This is a genomic window from Nocardia sp. N2S4-5, assembly GCF_044628355.1.
GTDB lineage: Bacteria > Actinomycetota > Actinomycetes > Mycobacteriales > Mycobacteriaceae > Nocardia > Nocardia wallacei_B.
In genome coordinates, this window is sequence record NZ_JBIUPM010000001.1 from 5698757 (window position 1) to 5711648 (window position 12892).

General features: G+C 67.6%; 12 protein-coding genes. 9 read left to right on the plus strand and 3 right to left on the minus strand.

Annotation, left to right across the window (positions count from 1 at the left end; translation table 11 throughout):
* The first annotated feature begins 118 nt into the window (after window positions 1–118).
* The gene (locus tag ACFMRZ_RS26385; RefSeq protein ID WP_400181160.1) at window positions 119–1114 is read left to right on the plus strand and encodes a phosphotransferase enzyme family protein; all 996 of its coding nucleotides are present in this window, start codon (window positions 119–121) and stop codon (window positions 1112–1114) included.
* A gap of 9 nt (window positions 1115–1123) precedes the next feature.
* Window positions 1124–2245 (plus strand): winged helix DNA-binding domain-containing protein, encoded by a 1122-nt coding sequence (locus ACFMRZ_RS26390; protein ID WP_400181161.1) that lies wholly within the window; start codon window positions 1124–1126, stop codon window positions 2243–2245.
* A gap of 12 nt (window positions 2246–2257) precedes the next feature.
* Here the strand turns inward: ACFMRZ_RS26390 and ACFMRZ_RS26395 are convergent, their stop codons facing one another.
* Window positions 2258–2776: an Lrp/AsnC family transcriptional regulator gene (locus tag ACFMRZ_RS26395; RefSeq protein WP_280270308.1), complete on the minus strand. Its 519-nt coding sequence runs from the start codon at window positions 2774–2776 to the stop codon at window positions 2258–2260.
* Between the two features lie 134 nt (window positions 2777–2910).
* Here ACFMRZ_RS26395 and hppD point away from each other — a divergent pair, with 134 nt between their 5' ends.
* The 7 genes from hppD (at window position 2911) to tuf (ending at window position 9990) form a co-directional block, all read left to right on the plus strand.
* Window positions 2911–4098: a 4-hydroxyphenylpyruvate dioxygenase gene (hppD, locus tag ACFMRZ_RS26400; RefSeq protein WP_400181162.1), complete on the plus strand. Its 1188-nt coding sequence runs from the start codon at window positions 2911–2913 to the stop codon at window positions 4096–4098.
* A 30-nt stretch (window positions 4099–4128) separates the two neighbouring features.
* Window positions 4129–4656, plus strand: a complete 528-nt coding sequence (locus ACFMRZ_RS26405; protein ID WP_280270307.1) for a DUF3558 domain-containing protein — start codon at window positions 4129–4131, stop codon at window positions 4654–4656.
* An 8-nt stretch (window positions 4657–4664) separates the two neighbouring features.
* Complete coding sequence (locus ACFMRZ_RS26410; protein ID WP_400181163.1) at window positions 4665–5216, plus strand: DUF3558 domain-containing protein; 552 nt, start codon at window positions 4665–4667, stop codon at window positions 5214–5216.
* A 318-nt stretch (window positions 5217–5534) separates the two neighbouring features.
* Complete coding sequence (rpsL, locus tag ACFMRZ_RS26415) at window positions 5535–5909, plus strand: 30S ribosomal protein S12 (RefSeq protein WP_014353064.1); 375 nt, start codon at window positions 5535–5537, stop codon at window positions 5907–5909.
* A gap of 1 nt (window position 5910) precedes the next feature.
* Window positions 5911–6381, plus strand: coding sequence for a 30S ribosomal protein S7 (rpsG, locus tag ACFMRZ_RS26420; RefSeq protein ID WP_280270305.1), 471 nt, complete (start codon window positions 5911–5913; stop codon window positions 6379–6381).
* A 219-nt stretch (window positions 6382–6600) separates the two neighbouring features.
* The gene (fusA, locus tag ACFMRZ_RS26425) at window positions 6601–8703 is read left to right on the plus strand and encodes an elongation factor G (protein ID WP_400181164.1); all 2103 of its coding nucleotides are present in this window, start codon (window positions 6601–6603) and stop codon (window positions 8701–8703) included.
* 96 nt (window positions 8704–8799) lie between these two features.
* Entirely contained in the window at window positions 8800–9990 is a 1191-nt protein-coding gene (gene tuf, locus ACFMRZ_RS26430) for an elongation factor Tu (protein WP_280270303.1), read from the plus strand.
* Window positions 9991–10069: 79 nt separating this feature from the next.
* Here the strand turns inward: tuf and ACFMRZ_RS26435 are convergent, their stop codons facing one another.
* Window positions 10070–11554, minus strand: coding sequence for a hypothetical protein (locus tag ACFMRZ_RS26435; RefSeq protein ID WP_400181165.1), 1485 nt, complete (start codon window positions 11552–11554; stop codon window positions 10070–10072).
* A gap of 58 nt (window positions 11555–11612) precedes the next feature.
* Window positions 11613–12854, minus strand: a complete 1242-nt coding sequence (locus ACFMRZ_RS26440) for a lipase family protein (RefSeq protein WP_400181166.1) — start codon at window positions 12852–12854, stop codon at window positions 11613–11615.
* Between the last annotated feature and the right edge of the window lie 38 nt (window positions 12855–12892).

Here is a 12892-nt window from a genome sequence, read left to right on the forward strand (position 1 = left end):
GTCGTGTGGCGAGAAGGTCTCCTGGTGTGTTGCGGGAGGCGACCGGTGCGGGCGGGTGAAGGTGCGGGCGGGTGAAATGGGTCGTGACATGTCGGAGTGTCGCTTTATGCTGCCGGGCATGTTGACTCCGCCGTCCGGGCTGCCGGACGAGATGCTGCTCGCCGTGGTGGACGAGCGGTGGGGGATCGCGGGGCGCTCGATCGAGTACGCGCCGCTCGGTTTCGGCAGTCATCACTGGCGGGTCGAGGGGGTGGACGGCCGGCGCTGGTTCGTCACGGTGGACGAGTTGCGGCGGCGGTCGCTCGACGAGGCGCCGGAAGCGGCGTTCGAGCGGTTGCGGGCGGCGCTGGCGACCGCGCGGGAATTGTGCGACGGCGGACTGGATTTCGTGGTCGCACCGGTTCCGGACCGCGCCGGCGAGGTGGTCGCACGGATCGGTGAGCGCTACGCCGTCGCCTGCTATCCGATGCTCGAGGGGCGGCAGTTCGCGTGGGGCGAGTTCCGGGACGACGCGCACCGCCGTGCCGCGTTCGACATGGTCGCCGCGGTGCATTCCGCACCCGTCGCGGCCGTGGCGCGGACCGACGATTTCACCGTCGCGCACCGGGACGAATTCGATCGGGCGCTGGCGGGGCAGCGCGTCGACCGCGGCCCGTACGCCGAGCCGATGGCGGAGCTGATCGGGTCCGCCGCCGCCGAGATCCGGGCGGCGTGGCGACGCTACGACGATCTCGCCGCCACGGCCCGGACGGCGAATCCGGTACCGACGCACGGCGAGCCGCATGCGGGCAACACCATGCACACCTCGGAAGGCTGGCGCCTGATCGATTGGGACACAGCGCTTCTCGCCCCGCCCGAACGCGATCTCTGGGACCTCGACCCGGGCGACGGCTCGCTGCTGCGCGACTACGCCGCCGCGACCGGAGTGACACCGCGCCCCGACCTGCTCGAGCTGTACCGCCTGCGCTGGGATCTCACCGACGCGGCCGAGTACATCCACCGCTTCCGCCGCCCGCACACCGACTCGGCGGACGCCATCGAATCCTGGAAAGGCCTGTGCGAGAACATCTCCCGCCTGGCCGACGGTGCGCCCGCGGGCGGCACCACATCGTGAGAGGCCGCCGTGACCGCTGATGTCGTCTCGAATCGGGTGCTGAACCGCACCCTGCTGGCCCGGCAGCACCTGCTGGAACGCACGACGCTGACGGTGCCGCAGCTGTGCGATCACCTGATCGGTCTGCAGGCCCAGGACGTGCCGCCGCCGTTCATCGGATTGTGGAGTCGCGCACGCGATTTCGTTCCCGACGCGGTGTCCGCCGGGTTGCTGGATCGGTCGCTGGTGCGAATCACCCTGATGCGCGGCACGATTCACCTGGTCACCGCCGCCGACGCGGTCCGCATCGCCCCGCACATCCAGCCCGAACTCGAAAAGGCGCCCTTCCGAAAGGGTTTCAACTACGGCGCGATGGTCGGCCTGGATCCCGAGACCGTGCGCCGCAGGGGCGAACAGGTACTCGGCGACGAGCCGATGTCGGCGGCCGACCTGAGAGTGCGTGCGGCCGAAGTGTTTCCCGACCGCGACCCCGGCGCCGTGGTGCAGACCTGGCTGTATCAGCTGCCGGTGCTGCAGACGCCGCCGCGCGGCCTGTGGAAGAACAACAGCCGTCCCGTCTGGTCGCGCATCCAGCCCTGGCTGGGCGCCGAACTGGAACCGGATTACCCGCTGGGCGAGTTGGTCTTCCGCTACCTGCGGGCGTTCGGTCCGGCGTCCACCATGGATGTGCAGACCTGGTCGCGGCTGCTGGGCATCAAGGAGGTCGTCGAGCGGCTCGGCGAGCGCGTCCGCACCTACCGCGACGAGCGCGGCCGCACCCTCTACGACGTCGCCGACGCCCAACTCGCCGACCCGGACCTGCCCGCGCCGGTCCGCTTCCTCGGCTGGTACGACAACCTCTACCTTTCCCATCAGGACCGCAGCCGGGTCGTGACCGACGGCGCCGCACCGCCGCTGCAACGCTCGGCGACCCAGGTCGCACCGGTGCTGGTCGACGGCTACCTGGCCGGTATCTACAAGGTCTTCACCGACCGCGAGCGGGCCCGGCTGCGCATCGCGCCCGAACGCGCCTGGACCGCCGCCGAGCGCGGCGAGGTCGAGGCCGAGGGCGCCGCGCTACTGGACTTCCTGGAGCCGGATCGGAAGCCGAGCGTGGAAATACTCGCGCCCGGTGCGAATCTCAAACCCTGACGCGGCGGGTCATCAGGGGTGATTCCGGTAGGCCGGAGCCTTGCTGGTCCCGGCGGGCGTGAGGGTGCGTAGGAGCGGCAGGGTGCGATGCGGCACCACCGTCGACAGCACCACCACGCTGTGCGACCGGACCACCGCGGCGCTGCGATCGATACTCAGCAGCACCGACTGCAACCCGGTGTGCGAATCCGCGCCGAGGCGGCACAGCACGTCCCCCGAGCCCGTGGTGGCGTAGGCCTCCAGCACGCCGGGGATGGCCTCCAGATCGGCGGCCACGGCGTCGAGCGCACCCTGCGCGATCTCCAGGGTGACGAACGCCTGCACGTCGAAACCGGCGGCGGTGACGTCGATCTGCGGATCATAGGACGAGATCACGCCGGACTCCTCCATCCGGGCGATGCGTGACTGGACCGTCGCGCGGGCGACGCGGGTGCGCCGCGACAGCTCGAGGATGCCCGCCTTCTGGTAGTCGTGCATGGCGGTGAGGATCGCCAGATCGAGCTCGTCCAACCGTGCGGCGGTGCGTGCCATCGTCGTCTCCGTCCGTCTCGTGAGCTATTCAAATTGTCCAGCATGGAACCTATTTTGGTATCGAAATTCACCATGATGAGCATCGAATCCAGGCGATATTGCTCAGCGTCGCGTCGAGGCTATTACCTTGATTCATGACCACCGAGTACGCGAAGGTCGCGGCCCGCCCCGAGTCCGGACCGACGGAGCGGGGGAGCGAAGCGGAGCAATCGAACACAGATCCCTTTCCTGTCCTCGGGTGGGACGCGGTTGTGTGGGTGGTCGGTAATGCCACCCAGTTCGCGCACTACCTGGAGTCCGCCTTCGGGATGCGGCTGGAGGCGTATTCGGGGCCCGAGACCGGCAACCGCGATCACAAATCGTTCGTCTTGCGCAGCGGCAGCGCGAGATTCGTGGTGCGGGGGGCCGTCGATCCGGCGAGTCCGCTTGTCGCACACCACGATCGGCATGGCGACGGCGTGGTGGACATCGCGCTGGAGGTGCCCGACGTCGACCGGTGCGTGGCCTGGGCGCGCACCCACGGCGCGACCGTGCTCGCCGAACCACACGACGACACAGACGAATTCGGCACCGTCCGGTCCGCCGCGCTGGCCACCTACGGCGAGACCCGGCACACGCTCGTCGACCGCTCCCGCTACGGCGGTCCCTACCTGCCGGGCTATGTCGCGAGGCGGTCGGGCTTCGCGCCGCGGGACGGCGGGCCGCCGCGGTTGTTCCAGGCGATCGATCACGTCGTCGGCAATGTCGAACTCGGGCAGATGGATCGGTGGGTCGAGTTCTACCGCCGCGTCATGGGTTTCGAGAACATGGCCGAGTTCGTCGGCGACGACATCGCCACCGAGTACTCGGCGCTGATGAGCAAGGTGGTGGCCAGCGGCAACCGCCGGGTGAAGTTCCCGCTCAACGAGCCGGCGGTGAGCCGCCGGAAATCCCAGATCGACGAGTACCTGGAGTTCTACCGCGGCCCAGGGGTGCAGCACATCGCCCTGGCCACCGGCGACATCCTCGCCACCGTCGACGCGCTGCGCCACGAGGGCGTCGAATTCCTGGACACCCCCGCCGCCTACTACGAGGACCCCGAACTGCGTGGCCGGATCGGACACGTACGAGTCCCGGTGGAGCAGTTGCGGTCCCGCGGCATCCTGGTCGATCGCGACGAGGACGGCTATCTGCTCCAGATCTTCTGCAAGCCCCTCACCGACCGCCCCACGGTGTTCTTCGAACTCATCGAACGCCACGGCTCCCTCGGCTTCGGCAAGGGCAACTTCAAGGCCCTGTTCCAAGCCATCGAACGCGAACAGCAGGCCCGGGGCAATCTGTGAAGAGGCGTTCCGCCCAGTACAGTCGCCTGCATGCGGATCACGTCGGCGATCGTCACGGGGATGGCCATCGCAGCGTTGCTCACGGCATGCGGTTCGGACGGTTCGGACAGCGAGACTCCGGCCGTGCGGCCGCCGACGCGGGTGGCGGCGCTGGGCCCGTTCACGGGGGAGTGCGGCAACCTCACCGATGACGAGGTGCGCGATCTGGGCCAGCTGCCGCAGATTTCCCGATCGTTCAAGAATTCCGTCGGCTGCAACTGGCAGTCGGCCGGGACGGCCTCGCCGAGCGTCACCTTCGCCTCGTATCGGGGCAGCCCGATCGAGCGCGAGCGCGCGTGGGTGACCGCGCAGAATCGCAATCCGGAGAGCATCGAGGTCGCCGGGCACAAGGGCTTCCAGGACGCCACGCCCGACGGCGGCATCTGCGACCTGGCGGTGCAGATCGGCGACGACTTCTTCGAATGGTCGACCTCCTCGGGCCTGTTCGGCCAAATCGGCGCCGACCCGTGCGTGAAGAACCGGAAGATGGCCGAGCTGACCGTGCAGCGAATGAAGTGAGGGGCGGCATGAGCGTGCGAACGGGAGCGCGGGCGGTGGCGGTGTGCGCGGTGGCGGCGGCCGCGGCGCTGACACTGGGCGGGTGCGGCCGCACTGTGCCGGGGTCCGCGGAACCGGCGGGCAGCGGCAGTTCGGTCAACATGAACTTCGACAAGCTGCTGCGCGAATGCGATGTCGTCAAGCCGACGGACATCGCGAAGTCGACGGGGGCGCAGGACGCGCAGGGCTCGTTCAACGGCGCGGTGTGCATGTGGGATCTGGTGGGCACGCCCGGCGGCGATGGCATGGCCACGCTGAACTGGTACGAGATGGGCTCGCTGCCGAACGAGAAACAGAACAACGACCGGCTCGGTTACACCACCACGGACATCAACGTGCAGGGCCGGCGGGCGCTGCAGGTCCATCGGCCCAACGACGCGGACTCCTGCGGTGTGATGGCTCCGGCCGCCGATACGGGAGTCATCGGCTGGTGGGTGAACTATCGTGCGGGATCGGGTCACCCGGATCCGTGCGAGGGAGCCAAGACTCTGGCAGAGTTGACGTTGAATCTGGCCCGCTGATCCCCAGCTCGACAACCCGATATCGCGACCCGGCGCCGTGCCTCGCCTACCACGGGGTACCCGCTTTTGCCCCCCGCCGCGCCGACGGGTATCGTGGATCGCTGTGCCCGGAAGCTTGCGGGCAGGTTCGTGTGCAGGACGTAAGCCAGCGAGAGCGGCCGACCGTTTCAGCGTGCCCGGAAATGTAGGCATGCGATGCGCGCGACACGCCCGACCTCGGGACGCGAGGAACGCGGATCCGGGCGGGTGGGTGAAAGCTCGATGACGCACACGTGAAGAACTCCAGACACCTGGTTACTGAATAAAGAAAGCCGGTATATGCCAACCATCAACCAGCTGGTCCGCAAGGGTCGCCGCGACAAGGTCGCGAAGACGAAGACCGCGGCCCTGAAGGGGAGCCCGCAGCGTCGTGGCGTGTGCACCCGCGTGTACACCACGACCCCGAAGAAGCCGAACTCCGCGCTGCGCAAGGTCGCGCGTGTTCGCCTGACCAGCGCGGTCGAGGTCACGGCCTACATCCCCGGTGAGGGCCACAACCTGCAGGAGCACTCGATGGTGCTCGTGCGCGGTGGTCGTGTGAAGGACCTCCCCGGTGTGCGCTACAAGATCATCCGCGGCTCGCTCGACACCCAGGGTGTGAAGAACCGCAAGCAGGCCCGCAGCCGCTACGGCGCCAAGAAGGAGAAGAGCTGATATGCCGCGCAAGGGCCCCGCACCCAAGCGTCCGCTGATCAACGACCCGGTCTACGGGTCGCCGCTGGTGAGCCAGCTGGTCAACAAGATCCTGATGGACGGCAAGAAGTCGACCGCCGAACGGATCGTGTACGCCGCGCTGGAGCAGGCGCGCGAGAAGACCGGCACCGACCCGGTCGTCACCCTCAAGCGCGCGCTCGACAACGTGAAGCCCTCCCTCGAGGTGAAGCCCCGCCGCGTCGGTGGCGCCACCTACCAGGTGCCGGTCGAGGTGCGCCCGGGGCGCGCCAACACCCTGGCGCTGCGCTGGCTGGTCAACTTCTCCCGGCAGCGTCGCGAGAAGACCATGGTCGAGCGCCTGGCCAACGAGCTGCTGGACGCCAGCAACGGCCTCGGCGCCTCGGTGAAGCGCCGCGAGGACACCCACAAGATGGCCGAGTCGAACCGGGCCTTCGCGCACTACCGCTGGTGAGTCGATTCCCGGGTCTCCGGAGCGGTGCTCGGTATGGGGCACTGTCAAGGAACGGCGCCGGGAGGCGAGTCACAGTCGGGCGTGGCACTGCAGGCACTCTCAGGCCACGCCCGACGTTGAAAAAGTGATGGCCTCTGGGCCTCCGAAACGGAGCCAGGGTCGTTCCCGAAAATCCCAACTGAGCTGAGAGTCTCACAAGACAGAGCGGGGAAGATTTCCGTGGCACAGGACGTGCTCACCGACCTCAACAAGGTCCGCAACATCGGCATCATGGCCCACATCGATGCCGGCAAGACCACGACAACCGAACGCATTCTCTTCTACACCGGCATCACCTACAAGATCGGTGAGGTCCACGACGGCGCGGCCACGATGGACTGGATGGCTCAGGAGCAGGAGCGCGGCATCACGATCACGTCGGCCGCGACGACCTGCTTCTGGAAAGACAACCAGATCAACATCATCGACACGCCGGGCCACGTCGACTTCACCGTCGAGGTGGAGCGATCGCTGCGCGTTCTCGATGGCGCGGTTGCGGTCTTCGACGGCAAAGAGGGCGTTGAGCCGCAGTCCGAGCAGGTCTGGCGGCAGGCCGACAAGTACGACGTCCCGCGCATCTGCTTCGTCAACAAGATGGACAAGCTGGGCGCCGACTTCTACTTCACCGTCCAGACCATCAAGGACCGCCTCGGTGCCAAGCCGCTGGTCATTCAGCTGCCGATCGGCGCGGAGAACGACTTCGAGGGCATCATCGACCTGGTCGAGATGAACGCGAAGGTCTGGAAGGGCGAGACCAAGCTCGGCGAGTCCTACGAGACCACCGAGATCCCCGCCGACCTGGCCGACCGCGCCGAGCAGTACCGCCAGGAACTGCTCGAGGCCGTCGCCGAGTCGGACGAGGAGCTGCTCGAGAAGTTCCTCGGCGGCGAGGAGCTCACGATCGAGGAGATCAAGGGCGCCATCCGCAAGCTGACCGTGAACTCGGAGCTCTACCCCGTGCTCTGCGGCTCGGCGTTCAAGAACAAGGGCGTGCAGCCCATGCTCGACGCGGTGATCGACTACCTGCCCAACCCGCTGGACGACGGCGGCACCGACGGCCACGTCCCGGGCAACGAGGAAGAGATCCTGCACCGCAACGCCGACACCACCGAGCCGTTCGCGGCGCTGGCGTTCAAGGTCGCGAGCCACCCGTTCTTCGGCAAGCTGACCTACGTCCGCGTGTACTCCGGCAAGGTTGCCTCGGGCGCCCAGGTCATCAACTCGACCAAGGGCAAGAAGGAGCGGCTGGGCAAGCTGTTCCAGATGCACTCCAACAAGGAGCAGCCCGTCGACGAGGCCCAGGCCGGGCACATCTACGCGGTCATCGGCCTGAAGGACACCACCACCGGCGACACCCTGTGCGATCCGCAGAACCAGATCGTGCTGGAGTCGATGACCTTCCCGGACCCGGTCATCGAGGTGGCCATCGAGCCGAAGACGAAGGCCGACCAGGAGAAACTGGGCACCGCCATCCAGAAGTTCGCGGAGGAGGACCCCACCTTCAACGTGAAGCTGGATCAGGAGACCGGCCAGACCGTCATCGGCGGCATGGGCGAGCTGCAGCTCGACATCTACGTCGACCGGATGAAGCGCGAATTCAAGGTCGAGGCCAACATCGGCAAGCCGCAGGTGGCCTACCGCGAGACCATCACCAAGCCGGTGGAGAAGCACGAGTACACCCACAAGAAGCAGACGGGTGGCTCCGGCCAGTTCGCGCGCGTGATCATCGCCCTCGAGCCGTTCAAGGGCGAGGACGGCGCGACCTACGAGTTCGAGAACAAGGTCACCGGTGGCCGCGTGCCCCGCGAGTACATCCCGTCGGTGGACGCCGGTATCCAGGACGCCATGCAGTACGGTGTCCTCGCCGGTTACCCGCTGGTCAACCTGAAGGCCAAGCTTCTCGACGGCGCCTACCACGAGGTCGACTCCTCGGAAATGGCGTTCAAGATCGCGGGTGCGCAGGCCCTGAAGGAAGCGGCCCGCAAGGCCGGTCCGGTGATCCTCGAGCCGTTGATGGCTGTCGAGGTCACCACGCCCGAGGAATACATGGGCGACGTGATCGGCGACCTGAACTCCCGGCGTGGCCAGATCCAGGCCATGGAGGAACGCAGTGGTGCCCGTGTCGTCAAGGCGCTGGTTCCGCTCTCGGAGATGTTCGGCTACATCGGTGATCTGCGGTCGAAGACCCAGGGCCGGGCGAACTTCTCCATGGTGTTCGACTCGTACGCGGAGGTTCCGGCCAACGTGTCGAAGGAGATCATCGCCAAGGCGACCGGCGAATAGTCGGTCACGCACGACCCAATCCCCGTGTATGCGGGGGTGACCCTTACAAACCGCACTGCTGCATAGCAAGCACCAACAAGTCCAGGAGGACATCAAGTGGCGAAGGCGAAGTTCGAGCGGACGAAGCCCCACGTCAACATCGGCACCATCGGTCACGTCGACCACGGCAAGACCACGCTGACGGCGGCTATCACCAAGGTTCTGCACGACAAGTACCCGGACCTGAACCAGAGCTTTGCGTTCGACCAGATCGACAAGGCTCCGGAGGAGAAGGCTCGCGGTATCACGATCAACATCTCTCACGTCGAGTACCAGACGGAGAAGCGGCACTACGCCCACGTCGACGCGCCGGGCCACGCCGACTACATCAAGAACATGATCACCGGTGCGGCCCAGATGGACGGCGCCATCCTCGTGGTCGCCGCCACCGACGGCCCGATGCCGCAGACCCGCGAGCACGTGCTGCTCGCCCGTCAGGTCGGCGTGCCCTACATCCTGGTCGCGCTGAACAAGTCGGACATGGTCGACGACGAGGAGATCCTCGAGCTCGTCGAGATGGAGGTCCGCGAGCTGCTGGCCTCGCAGGAGTTCGACGAGGACGCTCCGGTCGTCCGCGTTTCCGGCCTGAAGGCGCTGGAGGGCGACGAGAAGTGGGCCGAGTCGATCGTCGAGCTGATGAACGCCGTCGACGAGTCGATCCCGGACCCGGTTCGTGAGACCGACAAGCCGTTCCTGATGCCGATCGAGGACGTCTTCACGATCACCGGCCGTGGCACCGTCGTCACCGGTCGTATCGAGCGTGGCATCATCAACGTGAACGAGGAAGTCGAGATCACCGGCATCCGCGAGAAGACGCAGAAGACCACGGTCACCGGCGTCGAGATGTTCCGCAAGCTGCTCGACCAGGGCCAGGCCGGCGACAACGTCGGTCTGCTGCTGCGCGGCCTCAAGCGTGAGGACGTGGAGCGCGGCCAGGTCGTCATCAAGCCGGGCACCACGACTCCGCACACCGAGTTCGAGGGCCAGGCGTACATCCTGTCGAAGGACGAGGGCGGCCGCCACACCCCGTTCTTCAACAACTACCGCCCGCAGTTCTACTTCCGCACCACCGACGTGACCGGCGTCGTGACCCTCCCCGAGGGCACCGAGATGGTCATGCCGGGCGACAACACCGAGATGAGCGTCAAGCTGATCCAGCCGGTCGCCATGGAAGAGGGCCTGCGCTTCGCGATCCGTGAGGGTGGCCGCACCGTCGGTGCCGGCCGCGTCACCAAGATCGTCAAGTAAGGCGATTGCTCCCTGAAAAGGGCCGTTCCCCAAGGGGAACGGCCCTTTTCGCGTTTGTAGATCCCCCGGGGTATCGCGCTCAGGTGGGTTCGGTTGCGGCTAATAGGGCTTCGGCGAACTGGCGCATTTGGTCGGCGCCGCCGAACCAGGCGGAGACGAGGTCTACGGCTACGGTGCGGGTGCGGTGGGCGGCCTGGATGAACTCGGTGAGGGAGAAGTCGCCGGATTCGGCCTTCTTGGCGATGGTTTCGAGGTTGCTGCTGGTCAGCAGCAGGCGCATGACGAGGTGGATGTCGATGGAGGTGGGGGAGTCCTCCAGGGGTGCGGTATGGCGGTGGGTGCCGCGGCGGGTCGGGGGTGGTTCCGGGGCGCGGCGGGCGGGTTCGGCGTCATTGCGGTGGGCGGCGTCGGGTCGGCCGGCCGCCTGACGCAGGCTTGCGTCGGAACCCCGCGAGGGGATCGGGCCTGTGCGCGGTGCGGATGTGTCCTGCCGATTCGCGGCGGATTCGGCTCGGGAAGGCAACGAGTTCTGCCGGGATTCCCGGCGCGGCGCGGCGGACTCGGTGTGCGGAGGCGGAAAATCTGTACGGGACGCGCCGGATTCGCTCCGCGGCGAAAGGGAATCAGCCCGCCGCCCGGCCGACTCGGTCCGGGAAGTGAAGGAGTTCTGCTGCGAACCGGCAGATTCGCCCACCGAATGCGAGTTCTGTTGCGGGGCCACGGGTTCGCCGGAAAGCGTGCGAGAGTTCTGCTGGTTCGCGGTGTGCTCGGCCGGGCGCGTGTACGAGTTCTGCTGTGCTGCGGGCTCGCCGGAAAGCGTATAAGAGTTCTGCTGGTTCGCAGTAGGTTCGGCGGAGCGCGGGTACGAGTTTTGCTGAGATGCTGGGGGCTCGCCGGAAAGGGTGTAGGAGTTCTGCTGGGGCGCGGGGGGTTCGGCGGGGCGTGTGTATGAGTTTTGCTGGGGTGCTGGGGTTTCGCCGGAAAGTGTGTAGGAGTTCTGCTGGGGCGCAGCGGGATCGCTGGATAACGGGTAGGAGTTCTGCGGGGGTGTGGGGGAGCCGTTCGTGGTGGTGAAGGAGTTCTGCCGGGGCATCGCGGATTCGGTGCGGTTCGCCTGGGATTCCGTGCGCGGGATGCTCGATTCCGTCCGGGGCGTGATGCTTTCGGTGCGCGGGGAGATCGAACCCGTCCGGTGGTTGCCGGTGCCGAGCGCGGGCGACTCCGCTGTCCGCGGAGCCTCGGGGCGTCGCAGGCCCGGATCGGTCGGCGTGCTGGACGATTCCGGCCGGATGGCGACCGCGTCGGGCGCCGACATGAGCGACTCCGGCGGCCCCGCCTCGGGCGCCGGAGCGCTGGACTGGGTCGCGGCATTGGCCCACTGTGTCGCGAAATCCGGCGGATTCCACTGCATCTCCGGCCCGAACGGACTGCGGCCGGCGGTGTCGATACCGGTCAGGCCGTTCACCGGCGCCGGGGCCGAATCGTTGGCCGGGTGGGTGAGGCGAGACCCCTCCGGCCGTCTGCGATTGGGCTCCCCGAAGCTGGCGAAATCGGCATCCGTCATAGCCGCCATGCTATCCCCGTGTCATGACGAGTTCAGGGCGCGGCCGCGGGGCCCGGGCTCAGCAGTTCGACGGCGCCGGTTCGCCGCGCATCCGGCCGTCGAGCCAATTGACCATCGACGGCACGCCCAATACGGCCGCCGACAGGTGTTCCGGCGACGGGTTCACCTCGGCCTGCAAACGCACGCCCGCCGCGCAGTATCGTCGATTGGTATTGACGATCGCGTCCACCGGAATCAGCGGATCCGTCGGTGAATGCCACTCGAACACAGGCATTTCCGGAATTCCGTCGAACAATTCCAGGCTGTTCTCCTCCACCACCGCCCGCGCCTCGGGACTGTTGATCAGCTCGGTGTTCTGGGCGAATTCGAGGGCATTGCGCCCGGCGCCCGCGGCGAGAATCTCGTTGGTGCAGCCGTCGGCCATCGCATCGCGCGCGGCGAGGCCGCGCGGATTCATGTAGTCACTGATGGGCAGCCGGTCCGGATACTCCCGCTCGAGCCCGATCGCGGCGGCCATCGCCAGCCCGAAGGCCGGGTGCGAGTTGGTGCCCAGCGCCTGAACCATGGTCATGAGATTCATCGGCACGCCGCCCGCGGCCGCACCGGCGATATCGAGTTCGGGCGCGTACCGCGGCTGCAGCGCCGCCGCCCACGCCGTCGCCATGCCGCCGCCGGAGTACCCGGCCATGGCGACTCGGCTGCCACCGGTGCCCAGTTCGGGCACCTGCCTGACCGCGCGAATGCCGTCCAGCGTGATCTGTCCGCCCAGTCGCGCCGCGCCGTAGGCGAATCGCGGGCCGAGGTGGTCCGGCAGCGCGATGCTCCACCCGCGGGCGAGCAGCACGTTCAGCGCGGCCGCCTCACGCACCTGCAGGTTCGGGTCGGCGGTGTAGAGCACGCGCGACACCGCGCACTCCGAGCCGAGCCCGTTGATGATGTGCTGATACGACAGCAGCGGATCACCGGGCCGATGGCCGGCCGGGGTCAGCACGGTGGTGGTGGCCGCGATCGGGCGACCCTGCGAATCGGTCGAGCGGAATTTGACCAGCGTGACCGAGGTGCCCGGGAAGATCAGCAGCGGCGGCATCGGCCGCACCGCCAGGACGGCGCCGGGCTGATGGTCCGCCAGATCCGCGGGCGCCGCGTAGAACGGGTCCGGATCGGGTTGCGGGTAGATCGGCTGGGCGACGGCGGGTGCGGCGAGCGCGACCCCCAGTGCCGCGCCCAGTAGCGCGGTCAGTAGTCGGCGGGGTCCGCGGCGTGCGGCGAGGGACACGATCGTCGGACGAGTCAAATCCATGACCTCCACGGATATTCGCAGCTCAGGAAGACCAGCAG